The sequence below is a fragment of the Agrobacterium sp. P15N1-A genome (assembly GCF_044626815.1).
GTDB lineage: Bacteria > Pseudomonadota > Alphaproteobacteria > Rhizobiales > Rhizobiaceae > Agrobacterium > Agrobacterium leguminum.
The window spans coordinates 14,096-35,041 of sequence record NZ_JBIUPF010000009.1 but is presented as its reverse complement, the minus strand read 5'-3'; the positions used below and the strand labels follow the sequence as shown (position 1 = coordinate 35,041).

Annotated in this window: 16 protein-coding genes; 9 read left to right on the top strand and 7 right to left on the bottom strand. The window is 61.4% G+C overall.

Going from position 1 to position 20,946, the window contains the following annotated elements:
• Positions 1–123 precede the first annotated feature (123 nt).
• The 8 genes from ACIK7D_RS24600 to ACIK7D_RS24565 all read left to right on the top strand — a co-directional run bounded on the left by ACIK7D_RS24600 (position 124) and on the right by ACIK7D_RS24565 (position 9,251).
• Entirely contained in the window at positions 124–1,176 is a 1,053-nt protein-coding gene (locus ACIK7D_RS24600) for an NAD(P)-dependent alcohol dehydrogenase (protein ID WP_400157726.1), read from the top strand.
• A 386-nt stretch (positions 1,177–1,562) separates the two neighbouring features.
• A complete protein-coding gene (locus ACIK7D_RS24595; RefSeq protein WP_135398493.1) occupies positions 1,563–2,447 on the top strand; it encodes an AraC family transcriptional regulator in 885 nt (294 codons plus the stop codon).
• Positions 2,448–2,544: 97 nt separating this feature from the next.
• Entirely contained in the window at positions 2,545–3,456 is a 912-nt protein-coding gene (locus tag ACIK7D_RS24590; RefSeq protein ID WP_080820364.1) for an ABC transporter substrate-binding protein, read from the top strand.
• Between the two features lie 71 nt (positions 3,457–3,527).
• Positions 3,528–5,030: a sugar ABC transporter ATP-binding protein gene (locus ACIK7D_RS24585; RefSeq protein ID WP_400157725.1), complete on the top strand. Its 1,503-nt coding sequence runs from the start codon at positions 3,528–3,530 to the stop codon at positions 5,028–5,030.
• A complete protein-coding gene (locus tag ACIK7D_RS24580) occupies positions 5,020–5,997 on the top strand; it encodes an ABC transporter permease (RefSeq protein ID WP_400157724.1) in 978 nt (325 codons plus the stop codon). The genes ACIK7D_RS24585 and ACIK7D_RS24580 overlap by 11 nt, the downstream gene beginning before the upstream one ends.
• A 39-nt stretch (positions 5,998–6,036) precedes the next feature.
• A complete protein-coding gene (locus ACIK7D_RS24575) occupies positions 6,037–6,768 on the top strand; it encodes an SDR family oxidoreductase (protein ID WP_400157723.1) in 732 nt (243 codons plus the stop codon).
• Positions 6,769–6,857: 89 nt separating this feature from the next.
• Positions 6,858–8,468: an FGGY-family carbohydrate kinase gene (locus ACIK7D_RS24570; RefSeq protein ID WP_400157722.1), complete on the top strand. Its 1,611-nt coding sequence runs from the start codon at positions 6,858–6,860 to the stop codon at positions 8,466–8,468.
• A gap of 57 nt (positions 8,469–8,525) precedes the next feature.
• Positions 8,526–9,251, top strand: a complete 726-nt coding sequence (locus ACIK7D_RS24565; RefSeq protein ID WP_400157721.1) for an SDR family oxidoreductase — start codon at positions 8,526–8,528, stop codon at positions 9,249–9,251.
• 85 nt (positions 9,252–9,336) lie between these two features.
• Here the strand turns inward: ACIK7D_RS24565 and ACIK7D_RS24560 are convergent, their stop codons facing one another.
• Positions 9,337–9,633: a PRC-barrel domain-containing protein gene (locus ACIK7D_RS24560; RefSeq protein ID WP_080820381.1), complete on the bottom strand. Its 297-nt coding sequence runs from the start codon at positions 9,631–9,633 to the stop codon at positions 9,337–9,339.
• 274 nt (positions 9,634–9,907) lie between these two features.
• On the opposite strand from ACIK7D_RS24560, the gene ACIK7D_RS24555 reads away from it, so the two are divergent.
• On the top strand, positions 9,908–11,044 hold the full coding sequence (locus tag ACIK7D_RS24555) for a polysaccharide biosynthesis/export family protein (protein ID WP_080820383.1): 1,137 nt from the start codon (positions 9,908–9,910) through the stop codon (positions 11,042–11,044).
• A gap of 11 nt (positions 11,045–11,055) precedes the next feature.
• Here the strand turns inward: ACIK7D_RS24555 and ACIK7D_RS24550 are convergent, their stop codons facing one another.
• The 6 genes from ACIK7D_RS24550 to ACIK7D_RS24525 all read right to left on the bottom strand — a co-directional run bounded on the left by ACIK7D_RS24550 (position 11,056) and on the right by ACIK7D_RS24525 (position 20,945).
• Entirely contained in the window at positions 11,056–11,961 is a 906-nt protein-coding gene (locus ACIK7D_RS24550; protein ID WP_174024043.1) for a protein kinase, read from the bottom strand.
• Positions 11,948–13,354 (bottom strand): type VI secretion system-associated protein TagF, encoded by a 1,407-nt coding sequence (tagF, locus tag ACIK7D_RS24545; protein ID WP_400157720.1) that lies wholly within the window; start codon positions 13,352–13,354, stop codon positions 11,948–11,950. The genes ACIK7D_RS24550 and tagF overlap by 14 nt, the downstream gene beginning before the upstream one ends.
• A gap of 80 nt (positions 13,355–13,434) precedes the next feature.
• Positions 13,435–16,914 carry a type VI secretion system membrane subunit TssM gene (gene tssM / locus ACIK7D_RS24540; RefSeq protein WP_400157719.1) on the bottom strand — a complete coding sequence of 1,160 codons (3,480 nt, stop codon included), beginning with the start codon at positions 16,912–16,914 and terminating at the stop codon, positions 13,435–13,437.
• On the bottom strand, positions 16,911–18,413 hold the full coding sequence (gene tssL / locus ACIK7D_RS24535; protein ID WP_080820392.1) for a type VI secretion system protein TssL, long form: 1,503 nt from the start codon (positions 18,411–18,413) through the stop codon (positions 16,911–16,913). Before tssL ends, tssM begins: the two co-directional genes overlap by 4 nt.
• Positions 18,410–19,750, bottom strand: coding sequence for a type VI secretion system baseplate subunit TssK (gene tssK, locus ACIK7D_RS24530; protein WP_174024037.1), 1,341 nt, complete (start codon positions 19,748–19,750; stop codon positions 18,410–18,412). The genes tssL and tssK overlap by 4 nt, the downstream gene beginning before the upstream one ends.
• Positions 19,740–20,945 carry a type VI secretion system-associated FHA domain protein gene (locus ACIK7D_RS24525; protein WP_400157718.1) on the bottom strand — a complete coding sequence of 402 codons (1,206 nt, stop codon included), beginning with the start codon at positions 20,943–20,945 and terminating at the stop codon, positions 19,740–19,742. The genes tssK and ACIK7D_RS24525 overlap by 11 nt, the downstream gene beginning before the upstream one ends.
• Position 20,946 lies beyond the last annotated feature (1 nt).

Below are 20,946 nucleotides of genomic sequence, written 5' to 3'. Positions count from 1 at the left end.
AGTTTTTCCGGAGTGAAGAAAAACCGGCCGATCCGGCCGATTTCTGTTTACTTTTGCCGGGGTTGCACGCCATCACCCTCACTGAATTCGCTGCCAGGCGTATCGCAAACCACGGAGGATGAGATGAAGGCACTGGTGCTGGAAGAAAAAGGCAAGCTCTCGCTCAGGGATTTTGACATTCCGGGTGGAGCAGGATCCGCTGAACTCGGGCCCAGGGATGTGCGCATCCGCACCCATACGGTCGGCATCTGCGGCTCGGATGTCCATTATTACACTCATGGCAAGATCGGTCATTTCGTCGTCAACGCGCCGATGGTGCTCGGCCATGAAGCGTCTGGAACGGTGATCGAGACCGGCGCCGAGGTGACGCATCTGAAGGTGGGCGACCGCGTCTGCATGGAGCCCGGCATTCCCGATCCCACATCGCGCGCCTCCAAGCTCGGCATCTACAATGTCGATCCGGCTGTCCGCTTCTGGGCGACGCCGCCCATTCATGGCTGCCTGACGCCTGAGGTCGTTCATCCCGCCGCCTTCACTTACAGGCTGCCCGACAATGTGTCCTTTGCCGAGGGCGCCATGGTCGAACCCTTCGCCATCGGCATGCAGGCGGCGCTCAGGGCGCGTATCCAGCCGGGCGATATTGCTGTCGTCACGGGGGCGGGTCCGATCGGCATGATGGTGGCGCTGGCGGCGCTTGCCGGCGGTTGCGCCAAGGTCATCGTTGCCGATCTCGCCCAGCCGAAGCTCGATATCATCGGTTCCTATGATGGCATCGAAACCGTCAACATCCGCGAACGCAATCTCGCCGAGGCCGTCTCGGCGGCGACCGACGGCTGGGGTTGCGATATCGTCTTCGAATGCTCGGGTGCAGCACCCGCCGTGCTCGGCATGGCGAAGCTGGCGCGGCCGGGCGGCGCGATCGTGCTGGTCGGCATGCCCGTCGATCCGGTTCCTGTCGATATTGTCGGCCTGCAGGCCAAGGAACTGCGGGTCGAAACGGTTTTCCGCTACGCCAATGTTTACGACCGGGCAGTTGCGCTCATCGCGTCCGGCAAGGTCGACCTGAAGCCGCTGATTTCCGCGACCATTCCCTTCGAAGACAGCATCGCCGGCTTCGACCGTGCGGTGGAGGCGCGGGAAACGGATGTGAAACTTCAGATCGTGATGCCGCAATAAAAGATCGCGTGCGGACCACCGATGCCTGCCACCGATGATTGAGTGGCAGAGATGCTGCGGAAAAGTATGAGTGCGGTCTGCCGTTGTCCGGTGGTCCGCACTCCAAATATTTACAAGATATCGCCTTCGGGTGAGCATTGTTTGAGCGGATCACGCCGAATTGTGCAAAAAAATTGGCGCGGCCGCCGAGTTTCTGGCCAGTCCCATCCGGCGACTATTCAATTCCCGACAAAAAAGAGTCAAAAAAGTATCGGTAATTTCTTCGGCGTGATGTGGAAGCACAGATAGCGCACGCCATATGCTCCTCATCAACGCCTGGGACGAGCCATAAAGAGGAATGGCTCTGCTCCGCAAATGCGGCGGACGTGTCGATGGGAGGAACTATGATGCAGCCCGATCTGGAACTGGTGCACATCCGCAAGGGCGAATCCTTCGCTGCCTGGCGGCATGGCTATCCGTTCCGCACCGTGCGCTGGCATTATCATCCCGAATACGAAATCCACCTCGTCGTCGCCACGTCAGGCACGTTTTATATCGGGGATTTCGTCGGCCGTTTCGGCCCCGGTCAGCTCATCATGACCGGTCCCAATCTCCCCCAGAACTGGATCAGCGAGATCGAGCCGGACGAGATCGTGCCGACACGCTCTCTCGTGATCCAGTTTCCGGAGGCTTTTATCGAGGATGCCTGCACCTCCATGTCCGAGATGGAGGTGGTCCGTGCGCTGCTGGACCGCAGCCGCCGCGGCATTCTGTTCGACGATGAGACAAGCGATCGTGTTCGTCCGCTGATCCTGCGGCTGATCGAGGCGCAGGGGCTGACGCGGCTTGCACTTTTCTGGGAAATTCTCGATCTCCTGGTCAATGCGCCGTCTTCCGAGGTGCTGGCAAGCCTGAGCTACGAGCTTGATCTGACCGGCATCGGCGACAGCGGCATCAACCGCGCGCTGTCGCATCTGCGCCAGCACCTGACCGAGCAGGTCGAGGAAATCGACCTTGCCGAGATGGTAGGCCAGAGCCCAAGCGCCTTTTCCCGCGCCTTCAAGCGCCACACGGGAACGACGCTGGTGCGGTATCGCAATCAGTTACGCATCGATCTCGCCTGCCAGATGCTGCTGGCGGATCAGGAGGTCAAGGTGGCGGAGGTCTGCTACGATGTGGGCTTTTCCAACCTTTCGAATTTCAACCGGCATTTCCTGAAATTGAAGGGAATGTCGCCGTCGAGGTTCCGCACCGTATTCGCAGCCCAGAAGGCAGCGGTCATGGCGGATTAAACCAGCGACACATCGCCGATTTTTTAGAATTCGGGCAGAGGGCTGTCCGGAAACGGGCACTTGTTGCCCCAACTTTCCAAACGGGAGGAATAGTGAGATGAAAATGAAATCCAAGTTTCTGATGGCAACAGCTGCAATCGCAATGATGGCCGCTCCGGCGCTGGCGCAGGAAAAGCTGAAGATCGGCATGACCTTCCAGGAGCTGAACAACCCCTATTTCGTATCGATGCAGGAAGCGCTGAAAGAAGCCGCAGCAAGCATCGGCGCAGATGTCGTCGTGACCGATGCCGGCCACGATGTGGCAAAGCAGATTTCCGACGTCGAAGACATGCTTCAGCAGAAGATCGACATTCTGCTCCTCAACCCGACGGACAGCGCCGGTATCGAAGCCGCCGTGCATGCTGCAAAGGCTGCCGGCGTGATCGTCGTTGCTGTAGACGCCAACGCAAACGGCCCGGTCGACACCTTCGTCGGCTCGAAGAACCGTGACGCGGGTTACAAGTCGTGCAAGCATCTCGGTGACGCGCTCGGCGGCAAGGGTGAAGTCGCGATCCTCGACGGTATCCCGGTCGTGCCGATCCTGCAGCGCGTTGAAGGTTGCAAGGCAGCGCTTGCCGAATTCGCGGACATCAAGCTGGTCGACACGCAGAACGGCCGTCAGGACCGCTCCGTTGCTCTCGGCGTCGTTGAAAACATGATCCAGTCGCGTCCGAACCTCGCCGGTATCTTCTCGGTGAATGACGGCGGCGCGATGGGTGCACTCGCTGCTATTCAGGGTTCCGGCAAGGACATCAAGCTGACCTCGGTAGACGGCGCTCCGGAAGCGGTGAAGGCGATTGCCGAGGGTGGCCCTTTCATCGAAACCACCGCGCAGTTCCCGCGTGACCAGGTCCGTGTCGGCCTTGCCATGGCGCTTGCCCAGAAGTGGGGCGCACGCGTGGTGCCGAAGGAAGTCCCGATCGACGTTATGGTCGTCGACAGCAAAAACGCCGGCGAGTTCAGCTGGTAAGAACTCCTCCCAGGCCCCGTCCCCATCTAGTATGGGGGCGGGGTTAAATCCCGACCATTGAGGAGGGTGAAATGCTGGAACTGAATGGAATAAGAAAAAGCTTTGGCAAGATCGATGTCCTGCGCGGCGTCGACCTTGAGGCGCGCGCCGGCGAGGTGCATGCGCTTCTGGGCGAAAACGGTGCCGGCAAGTCGACTTTGATGAAGATCCTGTGCGGCATTTTGCAGCCATCGGAGGGGACGATCCGCATTGACGGCAAGGATCGCCGCTTCGCCAATTATGACGAGGCGATTGCCGCCGGCGTCGGCATCGTGTTTCAGGAATTCAGCCTGATCCCCTATCTCAATGCCGTTGAAAACATGTTTCTTGCCCGCGAGATCCGCGGGCCGCTGCGCCTGTTGAACAAGGGCGCGATGCGCAAGCGCGCGGCTGAAATCATGAGCCGTCTGGCGGTGGATGTACCGCTTGATGTGCCGGTGCACCGCCTCTCCGTCGCCCAGCAGCAATTTGTCGAAATCGCAAAGGCGCTGTCGCTGGATGCGCGCATCCTGGTACTCGACGAGCCGACGGCCACGCTCACCCCCTCCGAGACAGAGCACCTCTTCAAAGTCATGCGCGAGCTGCGGCGTCAGGGCGTGGCGATCATCTTCATTTCGCATCACCTCGAGGAAATTTTCGAGATCTGCGACCGCATCACCGTTCTGCGCGATGGCGAGTTGATCGGTTCCTGCCTGACGTCGGAGGTCGACAATGACCGTCTGGTCGAGATGATGGTCGGCCGGCGCATCGAAGCCAGCTTCCCGCCGAAGCCGCCGCTCGATCCTTCCGCCGCAAAGGTGATCGAAGTGGAAGAGCTGCAATTGAAGAAGGGAGGCCCGGTCTCCCGCTTTGCGCTGCGGAAGGGCGAAATTCTCGGCTTTGCCGGGCTTGTCGGCTCGGGTCGCACGGAAACGGTTCTCGCCATGCTGGGTGCGCATTCCGCCTCGCGCCGCAAGATCAAGGTCGACGGTGTGGACACGCGTTTTTCCGGCCCGGATGAAGCCCTGATGCGCGGCATCGGCCTGCTGCCGGAAAGCCGCAAGGAGGAGGGGCTGATCACCAGTTTCTCCATCCTGCAGAATATTTCGCTCAACAATTATCGCAAATACCGCAAGGCGCACTGGTTCCTCGATCTCAAGAAGGAACTGGAGCACACGACAAAGGCCATGGCGCAGGTGCAGGTGAAGGCGCAGGGGCCCTATGCCCGCGTCGACACGCTATCGGGCGGCAACCAGCAGAAGATCGTCATCGCCCGCTGGCTGAACCATGACATGCGCGTGCTGATCTTCGATGAGCCGACACGCGGCATCGACGTTGGCGCGAAGGCGGAAATCTATTCGCTGATGCGCGAATTCGCCGCCAAAGGCTATTCGATCATCATGATCTCCTCGGAGCTGCCGGAAGTGATCGGCATGTCCGACAGGGTCTGCGTCTTCCGTTCCGGCGGCATCGTCGCCACGGTCGAGGGCGAAGACATCAATTCAGAAACAATAATGACAAACGCCACCACCGGGAGAGTTGAACATGTCGCTTGATGCAAACACCGGCACTGCCGCGAAAACGGGCGGTTTCAGTCTCAGCGCCATGCTGCGTTCGCCGCTCGCCCTGCCTCTGGCGGGCCTGATTGTCGTATCGATCCTGATGGGGCTTGCGAGCGACAATTTCTTCAGCGTCAACAATATCATGAACGTGCTGCGGCAGGTTTCCGTCGTAGGCATCCTCGCCGTCGGCATGACCTTCGTCATCCTCACCGGCGGGATCGACCTGTCGGTCGGCGCGGTCATGGCGCTTGTCGGCACATTGTCCGCCGGTCTGATGGTGAATTCGGGCCTGCCTGCCTCGGTTGCCCTGCCGGCCGGCCTGTTCATCGGTCTCGGCATCGGCATCTTCAACGGGGCGCTTGTCGCCTGGGGCAAGATGCCCGCCATCATCGTCACGCTTGCCACCATGGGCATGGCGCGAGGTCTCGGCCTCATTTATTCCGGCGGTTATCCGGTCAGCGGCATTCCGAGCTGGATTTCCTGGTTCGGCGTCGGCCGTATCGGCGTCGTTCCGGTGCCGGTCGTCATCATGGTGGTGATCTATGCCGTCGCCTGGGTGCTGTTGCAGCGCACGGCTTTCGGACGCCATGTCTATGCGCTCGGTGGAAACGAACTGGCTGCCCGTCTTTCGGGTGTGAAGACGCAGCGCGTCAAACTCGCCGTCTATGGCATTTCGGGTGTCACCGCAGCGCTTGCGGCCCTCATCCTTACCGGTCGCCTGATGAGCGGCCAGCCGAATGCCGGCGTCGGCTTCGAACTGGACGCCATCGCGGCGGTCGTTCTCGGCGGTACGGCGATTGCCGGGGGCAGGGGCCTCATCCTCGGCACGCTGATTGGTGCGGTGCTGCTCGGCATCCTCAATAACGGCCTCAACCTGATGGGCATCAACCCCTATCTGCAGGATGTCATCAAGGGCGGCATCATTCTGCTGGCCATCTATATCGGGCGCGAATGGCGCTGAGCCGGCCCGGAAATATCTTCATAAACGCAGGAGAATTAAATGTCTGAATCGCTGCAAGGCAAGATCGCGGTCATCACCGGTGCCGCATCCGGCATCGGGCTTGCCACCACCGAAGCGCTCTTGGAGCAGGGCGCAACCGTGGTCATGGTCGACTGGAACGAGAAAGCCTTGAAAGACCTGGCCGCCAAGCTTGGTGACCGCGCCATTCCGCAGGTGACGAACCTGCTCGATGCCGACAGCTGCAATGCCATGATCCCGGAAATCCTAGGGAAAGTCGATCATATCGACATCCTCTATTGCAATGCCGGCACCTATATCGGCGGTGAGCTGACCGAAACGACGCCTGAAGCCATCGACAAGATGCTGAACCTTAACGTCAACGCCGTGATGAAGAATGTGCAGGCCGTCGTGCCGCATATGTCGGAGCGCAAGACCGGCGATATCGTCGTAACCTGCTCGATCGCCGGCCATTTCCCGACCTATTGGGAGCCGGTCTATTCGGGCTCGAAATGGGCGATCACCAGCTTCGTGCAGGGCATGCGCCGCCAGATGATCCCGCACGGCGTGCGCGTGGCGCAGGTCTCTCCCGGCCCGGTGGTTTCCGCACTTCTGGCCGACTGGCCGGAGGAAAATCTCCGTAAGGCCAAGGAATCGGGCAGCCTCATCGATGCGAGCGAAGTGGCCGATGCCGTTGTCTACATGCTGACGCGCAAGCGCACGGTCACCATCCGCGACATGCTGGTCTTGCCGACCAACTTCGACCGCGTTTAAAAATCTCCGGAGCGGCGGGGCAACCGGAAACGGTCTCGCCGCTCAACCCTGTTCAAGCACCGGATGATCCGCTCCGAGGAGTATCGAAAATGGCTTCCTATCTGATTGGCGTCGATGTCGGGACCGGCTCGGCGCGCGCCGGTGTCTTCGATGTCGCGGGAAAGCTTCTCGCCACCGCCAAACGCCCGATCGGCATGCATCGCGAGGATGGCGGCATTGCCGAACAATCGAGCGGCGAAGTATGGCAGGCCGTTTGCGATAGCGTCAGGGAAAGCGTTTCCCGCGCCGGCATCGATCCCGCCGAGGTCGCCGGCATCGGTTTCGATGCCACCTGCTCGCTGGTGGTGCGTGGACCGGAAGATGAGACCCTGCCGGTTGGGGCCCCCGATCATCCCGAGCGCGACATCATCGTCTGGATGGATCACCGCGCCGTCGAACAGGCGGAGCGCATCAATGCCGGCGAACACACCGTGCTGAAATATGTCGGCGGCCGTATTTCCCCGGAAATGCAGACGCCGAAACTGCTGTGGCTCAGCGAAAACAGGCCGGACATCTATGCCCGGGCCGAGCATTTTTTCGACCTCACGGACTTTCTGACATGGAAGGCTTCGGGCGCGCTTGATCGCTCCGCCTGCACGGTGACCTGCAAATGGACTTATCTCGCCCATGAGAACCGTTGGGATGCGGAGTATTTCACCCGCATCGGGCTTGGCGATCTTGCCGAACAGGGTTTTCGCCGCATCGGTCAAAGCGTCGTCCATCCCGGCACGGCGCTGGGTAACGGTTTGACGGAAGACGCTGCAAAAGCCATGGGTCTGGTTGCGGGCACCGCGGTTGCGGCAGGTCTGATCGACGCCCATGCCGGTGGTGTCGGCACGGTGGCTGCGGGCGGCGATGCGTCGCGATGCCTCGGTTATGTTTTCGGCACCTCATCCTGCACCATGACGACCACCACCGAACCCGCCTTCGTGCCGGGTGTATGGGGACCCTATTATTCCGCCATGGTTCCTGGCGCATGGCTGAATGAAGGCGGCCAGTCCGCTGCCGGCGCGGCCATCGATTATCTCGTGCAGCTGCACCCGGCCTATGCCGAGGCGAAGGCGCTTGCCGACAAGGAAGGCAAAGCCTTGCCGGTATGGCTCGCTGACCGGGCGCTCACTCTTGCCGCATCCGCTTCCGCTGCCGCAAAGATCGCCGAGGATTTTCACGTGGTGCCGGAGTTTCTCGGTAACCGCGCGCCGTTTGCCGATCCCCATGCCCGCGCTGTCATCGCCGGTTACGGTACCGAGACAGGCGTGGATTCCCTAGTGGCGCTTTATGTGGCCGGCCTTCTCGGCCTTGGTTACGGGCTTCGCCAGATCATCGAAACGCAGGCCCGCAACGGTGCGCCGGTGGAAACCATCAGCGTCAGCGGTGGGGCAGGCGCCCATCCGCTTGCAAGACAATTACTGGCAGACGCCACCGGACTTCCCGTTGAGCTTAGCGAATGCGAAGAGCCGGTGCTTCTCGGCTCTGCCATGCTCGGTGCGGTTGCCGCAGGGACCTATCCGGACCTTATCGCCGCCATGCCGGCCATGTCCCGCATCGCCAGCAGTTCCGCACCCGATCCCGCTTTTCAGCGGGTGCACCAGTCCCGTTACGACGCATTTCTGGCGCTGCAAAATGCCGCGCGCGCCATTCGTGCCGCCAGCCATTCCTGAGCGCTGTCAAAAGTTTAGATCATCCGGCCGTCATGGCCGCAAAATAAAGAGGATTCCATGCAGTTTTCCGGAAAATCCGTCATCATCACCGGCGCAGGCAAAGGCATCGGCCGCGCCTGCGCCCGCCTGATGGCCGCGCGCGGTGCGGAAGTCGTGGCGATCAGCCGCACCCAGTCCGATCTCGACAGCCTGAAAAGCGAAATCGGCGGCCGTTCGATCCGCGTCGATCTTGCCGATGTCGCGGCCACCCGCGCCGCCATGAAGGAAGCCGGCCCCTGCGATTTCCTGATCAACAGCGCCGGCATCAACGTGCTCGAAAGCGTGCTGGATATGAGCGATGCGGGTTATGAAGCCGTTCTCGGCATCAACCTGCGCGCGGCTTTGGTCACATGTCAGGAATTTGCCCGCGCCCGCATGGCGAAGGGCGGCGGCGGTGCCATCGTCAACATCACTTCCATCGCCGGTCACCGCGGTTTTCAGGATCACCTCTGCTACGCGGCCTCCAAGGCCGGGCTGGAAGGGGCAACCCGCGTTCTTGCCAAGGAGCTTGGCCCGCACGGCATCCGTGTCAACGCGGTTGCGCCGACCATCACCCTCACCGAACTGGCCGCGGAAGCTTGGAACGACCCGGCGAAAAGCCAGCCGATGATGGTTCGCCATCCGCTCAACCGGTTCGCCGAAGCGGAGGAGGTGGCTCAGAGCATCGCGCTGCTCCTGTCGGACGACAACCGCATGATTTCCGGAGCCGTGTTGCCGGTCGATGGCGGTTTCCTCGCCGTTTGATGTGCGCGGGGGCAATCGCCTGCCCGAAAAATAAAAGAACGCCCGGCAAACAGCCGGGCGCTCCTCTTAAGGAATGACAATGCTGTTAATGACGATGCTCGGGCATGTCCTTCAGCTGGTCCTTGGTCCATGAAGTGACCGCATGGACATCGCCGTCCTCATCCCGCATGAAATCAAGATCGCTGAGCGGCACTGCGACCGGCTTTGCGCCGATACCGAGAAAGCCGCCGACATCGATGATGGCGGTGCTGCCGGCCCCGACGCCATGGACATGATCGACCTTGCCGACCTTGTGATCGTCCGCACCATAAACGGTGGCGCCTTCAAGAACGGACGGCGTCAGTTCGGTTTCAGCCAGGCGTACGTGATTGGTGTGATCCATTGTTCTTCCTCCTGTCTTGGTTTGCAGAAAACAAACTCCTCCCCCGCAAAACCGTTCCATTGAATGTCGCTGGCCGGCGCCAGTCCGTGAGGACCGGTGATTTCTCATCGGTGCATTGTTGGGGTTTGCGGCAGGCGGTTCCGAAAAGGTTGCGGAATGGTCACACCTTTTCTCCGGAAGACAAGTTTTCGCTAAATTGCAACCGCTAAAGTTGTTGCGATGACGTGTCTGGATGTTATCTCTGCGTCAGGTTGAATCATCAAGGGGATGAGGGATGAAAAAGTTGGGGGCGGTTTTGCTGGTGGCTCTTTTGAGCGCATGTGCAAAGCCATCTGACGGACCGACCGCAGGCAATATCCGATCTGCGACTTTCCCTCGAACCAACGAAAAAATCCCCGTCATCGAGCTGGCGAATGCACCGGCGGCCACGGTTTCCGCCGGAAGCCTGCAGAATGCCTCCGGCCCCGGCCTCACAGCACTTCGCAACACCGGTTACAACGCCCAGAGATTGCGTCGCGGCGACGTGATCGACATCACCGTGCTGGATACGGGCGAAGACGGGCTTTTCTCCCCGACGCAAAGCAAGACGCTCAATCTCGGACGCTTTACGGTGGATCAGAGCGGATCGGTGAATATCCCCTTCGTCGGCAAACAGAGGGTGGTGGATTCGACGCCTGAGGGGCTGCAATCGCAGGTCGTTGCCGGGCTCAAGGGATCGGCCGTGAACCCGCAGGCGGTTGTCACCGTCGTCGACAAGCCGACAAGCGCCGTCATGCTTAGCGGCGCGGTGAAAAACCCCGGAAAAATAACGCTTACCGCCCGTCAGGAGCGGGTGCTCGATGCGCTCAATCAGGCCGGCGGCCCGACTGTCGCTCCGGGCGCTGCCACGGTTACCGTCGTTCGCGGCTCGCACAGGGCGAGCGCGCCGCTTGACCGCGTCATGCGGGAAGACCGCCAGAATATCCGCCTGTCGCCGGACGATCAGATCATGATCGATGGCGATGCAGCGAGCTACACCGCGCTCGGCGCTTTCAAGAGCGCCGGCGAATTCCAGTTCGAAGCCGGAAAACTGACCCTCGCGCAGGCTGTTGGCCGCGCCGGCGGATTGCTGGATGACCGTGCGGACGCGCGCAATGTCTATGTCTTCCGCAACGAGATCATTCAGGTGCCGTCGGCAGCTGCATCGGGCGCGAAAGGCCCGGTCGCGACGGCCACGACCATGCGGCCGGTGATTTATCACGTCAATATGCGCGATGCTTCCAGCATTGCCCTCATGCAGCTCTTCCAGATGCAGAAGGGCGACGTGCTCTATGCCAGCAACGCGCCGCTGGTGGATTCGGCCAAGCTCCTGACCGTGTTCCAGAAGAGCGTGCCGACGGCGGCAGCACCGCTTCCCGGCAGCGGCAACTGACCAATGAAGCGCTACAGAAGCTGTAGCGCTTCCATTGCCGATTGCGGACGCGACGCGGGTTCGTCCCGGCAACAGGCGTCCGCAAAATCCGTCAGCCTTTGCGTTGTTCGCACCTCGCCCGTCGCGATAAGCCGCCGGGCAAGCCGCCCTACGGAAAATATATCCTGATCCGGCTTTGCGGTTGCGTCCCGCATCCGTTCCGGTGCTGCAAATTCACACGAGGCGGCAAAGCTCATGCCTCGGTCCGCGTGTTTTTGGCCGATCTCCAGCGCAATGCCGAAATCGCCAAGCCTGCCCGTTTCGAAATCGCCGTCCTCCAGCAGAATATTGGCTGGCGTGACATCGCAGTGGACGTACCCCCGTGCATGCATGGCGCTCAGCCCTTCCAGCAGGCGGCGAAGGATTGTAATCGCCTGCGGCGCGCTAACCGGCCGCTGCGATGCAAGCGACGCCAATGATTGCGGGAACCATGGTTGCAACAGGCCCGGCCGGCCATCGGCCAGTCTCAGCAGCGCCGATGTTTCCACCAGACACGGATGGCGTAGCGTCAGGCCGAGCTGCGCCTCCTCGCGTAATCTTTGCAGCAGCGCTGCGTCGTTTCTCAACGCCGGCGGTGTGGTTTTCAGGGCGTGAAGGGAGCCGAGATCGCGGTGCCGCACCTGCAGCAGCAGCGTGTTTTCGCTTTCGTAAGCAATCCGTTCAAGGGCAAAACTGTCGGCGATCCAGCCGGGTTTCGCATCGGAAAAATGCGAGATTTGCCGATCCAGCGCATTTCTGACCTGATCGATCAGGTCTTTCTGTTCTTCGGCAGGCCTTTCCCGCGTGCCGTCATGGCGAATGCTTTGCCACAGATCGGAAAAGCGCTCGGCAACCTGCGGGTAGGCAGGCCCATCGCCGGATTGTTTACCCTTGCTCAAGCCGGTTTCCAATCACGATGGCGCTGACATTCTCGCGTGCGTCCTCGATCAATGCTTCCTGGATCAGGGCACTGGCGCAGTCTTTGATCGGGGTGTTACCGACAATCTCGGCAATGGCCCGCTCCTTCAGGATTTGTACCAGCGGATAGCTGCACAGGAGCAGCCTGTCCTGCGAACCCCAGTCTTCCCCGACGATGTCCGGGCGGAACTGCTGGGAAAGGCCGACACATTGCGCGAGCTGCCTTTTCATGCCGACAACGACGTGATCGCGCGAAAGCTGATGCATGGTTCCGTTTTTCAGGAGATAGGCGCGCGCGTCGCCGGACCACAGGACGCTCAACCTTCGGCCGATAATGGAGGCAATGATGACGCTTGCCATCGGCCTGCCGTCAGCGCCCATGGTTTGACGGGAAAGAAGCAGGCTGTTGACGGTGCCGAGCTTTCCCCTGATCTGTTGCGCCATCACCTCGGGGCTTTCGGCATCGGGCGTCTCGGCAAGAATATTTGTGGCCAGACGTGCGGCTTCCACGGCGCTGTGCGTGTCTCCCTGTCCATCTGCTATGGCGAAGAGGGCAGGGGTCTGGGAAACGAAGAGCGAATCCGCGTTCAGGGAGAGCCGTGTTCCGGGGTGCGTGGCATAGCTGTAGATGACCGGTGACGGCTGTTCCGTTGGCGGTGCGGGCGCGGGCGTCATTACGGGCGGAGTTTTTTGTCTCGCACTTTCCTGCGTCTGTACGGGTGTCGAGCCGTCCTCATCGCCCTTGCCTGCCATGTCGCTGAAGAGGCGCAGGAAATCGGAAGCTTTCGGTTTGCCGTCGAATTTGAGACCGCGGGCGCGGCGGCTGACGGGATCGATGCGCCACCAGAGGCTCGTCGGCGCGCGGCTGCGCGCCATTTCCGGGGCGTCATCCTCTTCCCGTGGTTTCGGCAGGCGCAGTTTTTTAACGGAGGTGTTAAACCGGGACATGTCGAAATCGCCCGTCATGGATGTCTCGGCCAGCGCCTCGGCGGCCATGAACCAGGTGTCGTCGAGATAGAGCGTTCTCGGATGTTTCCGGAAGCTATTGAGCTGGGCAATGATGGCCAGCGGATATTTGCGTCCCACCCGATCTGCACTGGGCACCAGCACGCCGGCATAGGCGCAGTTTCCCCATATGCCGCTTTCGATGATGAAGCGTATGGGCGGCGATGACGTAAATATTTCGGGCCATCGGCCCGAAAACAGGTCCGCGCAGGCGTGCAGGCCGGATCGCATCCAGTCGTCAAATGTCCCGATCAGCTCCCGTTCAAGCCCGTCGGAGATGAAGTCGCCATGGCTGGGGACCTTGCCGAAGAAGCCGATGCGGTCGCTTTCCGCTGCGGTTTCCGCGGGCCTCGATGCCTGATTGGCCATCAGTCGTTATTGACCGCGGTGCTTTTCGTCGTTGCTTTCATCATAATCCCCTCCTAAAAAAACGGTGCGCCGCCCCGCCGCTAAAATTGCGCGGGGCAGGCAAAGCCGGCGATGGCATCCAGCCTGAACGGGTTGAGAACCGAGCCGAACTGAATATCGAATTCGGCAGCCTGAGCGCCATTCGCAAATCGCACCCGCAGCAGGTCACCCGACTGGTTTTCGATATCGGCGCCGTCGAACAGCCGGAATGGCGACCAGTCGCCGTTTTCGGTTTTCGCCTGCTGCCAGCCGCCCGGCTGGAAGGCGATGCGCGACAGGCTCGCCGTGTTTTCACGCGACGGCCAGGTGATCGATTTCGCCTGAATGGGGCCGTGATAATAAACCACCCGCTCGCCTTCGATTTCCAGCATCACCGCGCTGGAAGCGTTGGTGAGCGAAACGGGTTTGACATTGATCGACACCGCCGGCGTCTCGCTGCCATTCGGGAAAAAGGCGCGCGAAATCTTGTCGGCATTCTCGAACTGGGCGACGGCGCTGCTTGGAATGCCGGCTGCGCCGAAAGTGCCTTTCCAGCTCCAGGGGTTGGTCGTCTTGTCGACGAAGGCTTCCATTCGCTGTTTGAAGAAGGACTGGAAAACCCCGGTTGGCCCAAAGAGACGGGTGAAATCCGCGATGGCGACATCGCGGGAAGATGACCTGTCGAAAGGATAACGGCCGGTCACGATGGAAGAGCACAGCGATGCCGCATCGGCTGCCCAGAGTTCGGCAATGCGGCTGCGGGCGGATTTGACCGCAAGCGAGCCGACATCCGCCGCCACACCCGCCACCCACACATCGAGAGGCGCCGGCAACTCACGGGCCTGCTGCAACAGATCCTGATTGGCCTTGGTGAGCTGGCTGTCCACGTCGAACACCTTGGCGACCTCGTCGGAGGTGGTTGCCGAGCGGGCAAGCTGCTCGTTCAGCATCTTGAAATGCGCGAGCAACTGTTCTGATGGCGAGCCGCCGGCCTTGCCGCCATTGGCCTGCTCGCCCGTTGTGGCCGTCCCTTTCGCCGCCAGCATGTCGCGCAGTCTCGCATAGGGATCGGCCGCGTTTACCGTGGCGGCCAGAACGGCCGCGGTTGCGTCGCCTTCTGCGGCGGAGGCGAGGGCGGCGGGGTTTGCCCCGGGGCGCAGATCGGTCGCCTCCGCGATCGATCTGGCAGCCTCCACCACGATATTGCGCTCATTGGCAAGCGCGCGGGTCGTTTCCACCGCGTCGCCAAGGGTCTGGGACGGCTTGACCCGAAGGTCGGCCAGCGTATCGGTCCATTTTTTCTCGAAACGGTCGAAATAGATTTGCAGCGCGGCCTGCGCCACCTGCTCGACCGTGGCACCTCTTATGGCATCATCGGAACCGCGTACCCACCCTTCGGAAAGCGCGATGCGCGCCGCATGGGCGACCTGTGGAATGACGACGCTGCGATATCCCTCCGCCGTGAAAAGACCTTCGATGCCTTCCGCCATCGGCGCTTTGCTTCGCCGCTCGAAGGCGCGCTCTCCCAGCGGGCCGAAGGCCGTGGCTGGTGTCCATTCCATCAGTTCCCGCGCCTGCGGAAGACCGGCGAGAATATCGTAGGCGCGCGTGCCGACAGCCTGGTTGCGGATGGTTTCACGGGCGGTGGCAATGAGCCGTGCGTCGAGCTCAATCGGGGCGAGCACGCCGTCCGCGAGCGCTTTCGCATGCCGGTCGAGCGCTTCTCTGGCCGCCGCCCTTCCATCGCCGGGATAGAGGGATGCGAACATCTGGTGCGTCTGCACGGTCAGGAAATCGGGGTCCAGCGCACCCATGCCGCCGAGCATTCCGTAGAGCTTCAGCGAATTGAAGGTGCGCGTGACATCCTTTTCATCCTTGAGCTGTTTCTGGAGCTGCACGATCATGCGCGGCAGGAGCAGGGCATTGAGCGAGCGCTGGTAGGCGTCACGCTGCCGTCCGGCGATCTTGTCTTCCTGATCGAGCCCGAAGCTGACATTCCACACTCTCTCGCGGGCAAAGCCGGAATTGACGTCACGCAGATTGTCGAGCGCCGGAAGGATGCGGAGAAAATCGGCGTCTGAAACATCGCGCACGGGAATGCCCTGAACGAGCTGTTCATAAGCGCCAAGTTTGCGATCCGCTTCGGCAAGCGCCTGCGTATTGGCAAAATAGGTGAAAATCCAGCCGGTGAAGACGATGGCGACTGCTGCGGCCGAAACACCATAGGCGATGCGCCGTACCAGCAATTGCCGTCCGGAAAGGCGCTTGTCGCGCATCACCAGCGCGGCTTCGGGGAAGATGACATCCTTGAACAGCCGCGACAGGAAGTAGCTTCGGCGGGTTCTGGCCGCTGCGGGAGACCTTTCCGTTTCCGGCTGCGTTCCCGAAGCAAGATAAACGCCACGCAAAAGCGGTGCTTCGATCAGCGGGGACCGTGCGCAAAGTTCGGTCAGGGCCTCATGGAGCCGGTCTTTCAACCGCGCGAGTTCGGCGGGGAAGCGGAAGATGCGCCCGCGCGTCTCGGCATTCTGCTCCTGCTGCAGCCGCTCGATCAGCATCGCATCGACCCGCTGTTGCAGCAGTTCGAACTCTTCCGTCAGGCGTTGCGGCAGGTTTTCGGCGGTATAGCTCTCATCCAGCTTGAAGGTGGTGCCCCACACCTGCTGGCGGTCGGTCTTGTTGAAACCGTCGAAGAATTCCACGAAACCATGCAGCAGATCGGCCTTGGTCAGCACGATATAGACTGGAACGCGGGCGTGCAGATATTCGTCCAGTTCCGAAAGCCGCTGGCGGATGGAGCGCAGTTCCTGTCGCTGTTCTTCGGGATCGCGGGTGAGAAGATCGGGGATGGACAATGTCACCAGCGCGCCGTTGATCGGCTGCGAGCGGCGATAGCGTCTCAGAAGGCCGAGGAACCCTTCCCAGCCGGCTTTGGATGAGCCATCGAGGTCGTCCTGCGTGGTGTAACGGCCGGCGGTGTCGATCAATATCGCCTCATCGGCGAACCACCAGTTGCAGTTGCGCGTGCCGCCGATGCCCTTCACCGCGTTTTCGCCGAGCGCATCGCCAAGCGGAAATTGCAGGCCGGAATTGGTGAGCGCCGTCGTCTTGCCGGAGCCGGGTGCGCCGAAGATCACGTACCAGGGAAGGTCGTAAATATAACCGAAACGCTTTTTCGTGACCCGCCGCAGCAGCGCCAGCGCTTCCTTGAGACGCATCTGGATCTCGCCGACTTCGGCCTGGCGGTTGGCCAGAGCCTCGCGCTCGATACTGTCGACAAGTTCCTTGTCCTGCTTGCGGCTGCGATAGATGGTGACGGCGATATAAATCAGCCATATGGCGAGAACGATGCCGATGGCGATGAGCCGGGCTTGCGTCGTTCCCAATGGCTTGAAATCGCCCAGCGCGACCAGATAGCCGTAAAACCAGATGACGATGCAGAGCGCGACCACCCATAATAGCGACAGGAAACGGCGGCCGATGAGAGCGGCATAACTCTCGACATAGGATCGGATCGTATAAAAATAGCTCAATGGATTCATGGCTGTGCCTCTTGCGGCTGCTGTCCCGAACTGTTCTGGATGGTCGGCGAGAGAATGCCGGCGTCGCTCAGTTTTTCATCGGGATTGGTCAGGACCATGATTTCCGTTCTGCGGTTGATCTGGCGGCCTTCCTCCGTTTTGTTGTCGGCGATCGGGTCGCTGTCGGCACGGCCTTCCGTCAGGATCGCTTCCGGGCCGGTGAATTGTGAAAGAATGTCCCCGACCGCCTTGGCGCGGGCTTCGGAAAGGTGCCAGTTCGACGGAAATTCTACCGTCTTGATCGGCACGGTATCGGTATAGCCGATGACGACGGCGCGGAATTTCTCAGCCGCAAGCGCGCCGCCGATACGCTGGATGAGATCGCGGAACTGCGGGCTGACATCGGCGCTGCCGGTGGAGAACAGGCCCGAATTGTTGATGCGAATGCGCAGCCGGCCGTTCACATCGGCCAGCGTGACCAGCTTCTTTTCGACTTCCGGCTGAAGGAAGGCCATCAGCTTTTCAAGCCGGGAGGGTTGTCGTGGCTCCACCGTCTTCGGCGGTTCCACGACCTTGGGCGTTTCGACCTGCGCCGGTGGCTGGGGCGGGCTTGCGATCAGCACGCTGGGCGTCTCGTTCGGCGGCAGATGGGCGAGCCTCTCGAAAGTGACATCGGATGCGTTGTTGAGCGACAGCGTGAAGAAGAGATAACCAAGCGCGAAGGCAAGCGCCATCAGGGACAGCAGGGTCCACAGCGCAGCCATCGTGCGCAATGGCGTATGACGGGCTTCCACGCCTTTCCAGTGCGGCGAAAGCTCCCGCTCAAAAGTGCCGTATTGGCCGATCAGCGTCTTGTAGAGGCTGTCGCGGATGCGTGAGAGCTCCAGCGCACCCTTTGGCGAAACGCGGGTGCGCCCTTCGAAAGCCAGCGACAGGCACAGATAGATCAGCAGCAGCAGATCCTTGCTGGCGCCGGGCGATTGATGGAAATGGTCGAGAATGTCGAAAACCCGGTCGCCGCCGGTGACATCGTTGTGGAAGGTGGAGACAAGGCCGGAGCGCGCCCAGCCTGCCCGCACGCCCCAGGGTTTGCTGAGAACCACATCATCCACCGTGGCGCAGACGACATAATGCGCCGCCCTTGCCCGCTCGGGGCTGATGCGGGCGGAAGCGAGATCGCGCTCGTAGCGGGTGATCGCCTCAATGCAGGCGCGGCGAAGCTGATCGGGATCTGGCTCGGCATCGCTGAAGCGCAGGAGATGCGCGAGGTTGAGGAGGGGAGCGGCCGATTGCACGAGCGTCGGCACATCGCCGCCGCCGAAATGGAAACCGGAGAGCAACTGATCGACCGGCATGGCGGCCGCGCCTGCCTTCGTCCGCCCGGCCGGGGCGTCGGTCTCGACAATGTCTTCGAGGATTGCCGCCATGTTGCGGGCGTTCTGGTTGCGTCGGCGGCTTTCCTCGGTGATTTCGACCACCGTCGGCAAATCCTGCCAGGAAGAGGGGTTTTCCTTGCTCATTCGCGTAACGCCCACATTTCCATCTCAAGCCCGGGGAACTCGCCCGCCAGATGCAGGGCAATCGCGCCGGAGGTCTCAAGCTGCTTCCAGAGGGGTGATTGCGTGTCGATCTCGAAATAGACGGTGCCGGACCGGTAGGGCAACTGCCGCGGCAGGACCGGCAGGGAGCGCACGGGAATGCCGGGCAGCGCTACATTGACCAGTTCGGAAATCCGCTCCACCGGCCCGACCTTGATCTGTGCCGGCAGGCGGCGGCGAATGTCCTCGGCGGCCATGTCCGCGCGCACGGCAAGCACGAAGCCGGCATCGCGCAGCAGCGTGCGGTCGTGGATGGTGCCGACGCGGACGCCATGGCGACGCTCCACCAGCTCGATCGCAACGGCTGCCTGTTCCAGAACCGCGGACAGCGAGGTGCGCAGATCGTCGAAAACCGCCCCGAAGGTGGCTTTCAAGTCCTCGTGCCGATAGGGCGGGAAATCCGTCGCGCGCTTTTTGTCCGTGGTGAAGGTTGCAAGCTCGCCGGCAAGCTGGATGCAGTCTTCGTAAAAACGGATGGGGTGAAAACGCGTGGCGTTGGCGCAGCGATGCGCCAGCAGCGGATCGGCCCGGTTGAGGATTTGCAGCAGGAAATAATCGCCCACTTCCGCCGTTCCCCTGATCGTCGGATCGCCGATGCGTTCGGCAATCGCCTGGGCGCGGTGGCGAACGATCCCCAGAAGCTCCGTCAGCAATTCGTTGAGGCGGGGCGCCGCCGCGCAGCTCAGGCTCGGAGGGATGAAATCCGGGTCCAGAATGACCGCGCGGTCTGAGCGGACCTCGATGACCCTTGCAAGACCGATAAGATCGTAACCGGAAAGATCGTCGCCGGTTTTCAGGAATTTCAGGCTGAGACGGCCGACATCGATGGGGGCCACGAAATCCGTCTCGATATTGGTGTCGGAGACCTCATAGCTGGAGGCGGTGAAGCGCACATTGTTCGCATCGTTGCGGCCGCTGGCGGACATGTCGGCCTTGCCCGGCTGCCGGGCCGGCAGCGCGAGATAGATGACGGCGTTCTTGACGCTGTCGTCGAGATCGAGCGGCGGCGGCAGGTCGGAATCCTCCGGCGCCTCGAAGAGCGTTCCATCGGGAAGTACGCCGCGCAGGTTCGACAGGGCGAATTGCCCTATCGACAGCGCGCTGCGGTCCACGCCGATTTCGGCGATGCCCCACGGGTAAGGCGAGAGGTTGCGCGTGGTGTTGCGCACCAGCCGTTCGGTCCAGCGGTCGGATTGCTGAAAATGCTGGACGCGAAGAAACATGCCCTCGCTCCAGGCAACACGGTTCTCATGTCTCATCGTGGTTGTTTACCCCCTTTGCATCGGCCGTTATCGCGTCAGGTTCCTGCGTGGGCGCGGCTTCACCGCGCGCTGCCCGCTGCAGGAACTGCCTGACTGGCAATGGACGGCCGTTTTCCTCAAATTGCTTTTTGTAAGTCGACCAGTAATCGGTCTTCATGATCAGCCCCTGCCAGTCGCGGCGCTCGATTTTGGCACGAAGATCGTTGCCGGCATCGACGGAGGCTTCGAGAAGCCTCGGCTCGAGCTTTTGCGTGCAGCCGTGGATCAGGGTTTCAAGAGAGGCGGCGAGCCGCCGTTGCTGGCGGATGAGCGTTTCCACCCGCTCGCTCAGGGAGGCTGACGAACCGTGGCCGGCGCGCTCGCCTTCAATGTCGAGAATGGCCAGACAATCGGCGCTTTCCTGCTCCAGCGCGGTCAGAAGATCGCCGATCTCCTGCGCAGTCGAAGCATCAGCAGTTGATGCGTTCTCCACGGTCAGGTCTTCGCCCGCTTCCGGGAAAACGCTGTCGAAATCCTCGTTACCTGAGGCCGAAACCGGACGAGAGATCATGACCGGCGTGTTCAGTGCGTCGGTATGTTCGTGCTCGCTGCTTGCAACCGGCTCCTCGTCCCAGTTATCAGGCAGAACGGCGCCTATTCCGCGCGCTGCGGGCGGCTCGTTCCAGCCGATCTCGACATTTCGCGAAATGGATTTCGCCTTCCGCTTCGCGCCCTCGCGCCATGTTTCGGACCAGTCGTCGGCGGAGGCGGTGTTGCCCATCACGCCGCCGGCCGAACGGCCGTTCGGGGCGATGTCTGCAAGGATCGCCGAAATGGTCAGCGGCTCGTCACTCATGCGCAGGGAAGCGTCGGGATCGGAAAAATCCAGCTCGGCATCGCCGCTGATGGCGACCTTAAAAACCTGCCCGCCAATGTTGATTTGCGAACCGTCGCGGAGACGCGCGCTTTCGCCTTCCAGCAGCAGGCGGCCATCGACCAGCGTGCCGTTCGCGCTCTGGTCAAGGATCGTAAAACCTTCACCATCGCGGCTGAGCGTGCAGTGCAGCTTGGAAACGCGCCGCTCATTGTCGTCGATCTGCCAGTCGCAATCGCGAGACCGGCCGATGACGCGGCGGCCGCGCTCGAAGCTCCACTGACCGGCTCTTGCGGCTCCGATATTTCGTGTGTCCCTGAGTGCAAGCTTCATATCCATG

What these genes read in the sequence shown, in the direction of transcription:
- ACIK7D_RS24600 (WP_400157726.1), top strand. Translation starts at nt 124, where the DNA reads ATGAAGGCACTGGTGCTGGAAGAAAAAGGCAAGCTCTCGCTCAGGGAT.
- ACIK7D_RS24595 (WP_135398493.1), top strand. Translation starts at nt 1,563, where the DNA reads ATGCAGCCCGATCTGGAACTGGTGCACATCCGCAAGGGCGAATCCTTC.
- ACIK7D_RS24590 (WP_080820364.1), top strand. Translation starts at nt 2,545, where the DNA reads ATGAAAATGAAATCCAAGTTTCTGATGGCAACAGCTGCAATCGCAATG.
- ACIK7D_RS24585 (WP_400157725.1), top strand. Translation starts at nt 3,528, where the DNA reads ATGCTGGAACTGAATGGAATAAGAAAAAGCTTTGGCAAGATCGATGTC.
- ACIK7D_RS24580 (WP_400157724.1), top strand. Translation starts at nt 5,020, where the DNA reads ATGTCGCTTGATGCAAACACCGGCACTGCCGCGAAAACGGGCGGTTTC.
- ACIK7D_RS24575 (WP_400157723.1), top strand. Translation starts at nt 6,037, where the DNA reads ATGTCTGAATCGCTGCAAGGCAAGATCGCGGTCATCACCGGTGCCGCA.
- ACIK7D_RS24570 (WP_400157722.1), top strand. Translation starts at nt 6,858, where the DNA reads ATGGCTTCCTATCTGATTGGCGTCGATGTCGGGACCGGCTCGGCGCGC.
- ACIK7D_RS24565 (WP_400157721.1), top strand. Translation starts at nt 8,526, where the DNA reads ATGCAGTTTTCCGGAAAATCCGTCATCATCACCGGCGCAGGCAAAGGC.
- ACIK7D_RS24560 (WP_080820381.1), bottom strand. Translation starts at nt 9,633, where the DNA reads ATGGATCACACCAATCACGTACGCCTGGCTGAAACCGAACTGACGCCG.
- ACIK7D_RS24555 (WP_080820383.1), top strand. Translation starts at nt 9,908, where the DNA reads ATGAAAAAGTTGGGGGCGGTTTTGCTGGTGGCTCTTTTGAGCGCATGT.
- tagF (WP_400157720.1), bottom strand. Translation starts at nt 13,354, where the DNA reads ATGGCCAATCAGGCATCGAGGCCCGCGGAAACCGCAGCGGAAAGCGAC.
- tssM (WP_400157719.1), bottom strand. Translation starts at nt 16,914, where the DNA reads ATGAATCCATTGAGCTATTTTTATACGATCCGATCCTATGTCGAGAGT.
- tssL (WP_080820392.1), bottom strand. Translation starts at nt 18,413, where the DNA reads ATGAGCAAGGAAAACCCCTCTTCCTGGCAGGATTTGCCGACGGTGGTC.
- tssK (WP_174024037.1), bottom strand. Translation starts at nt 19,750, where the DNA reads ATGAGACATGAGAACCGTGTTGCCTGGAGCGAGGGCATGTTTCTTCGC.
- ACIK7D_RS24525 (WP_400157718.1), bottom strand. Translation starts at nt 20,945, where the DNA reads ATGGATATGAAGCTTGCACTCAGGGACACACGAAATATCGGAGCCGCA.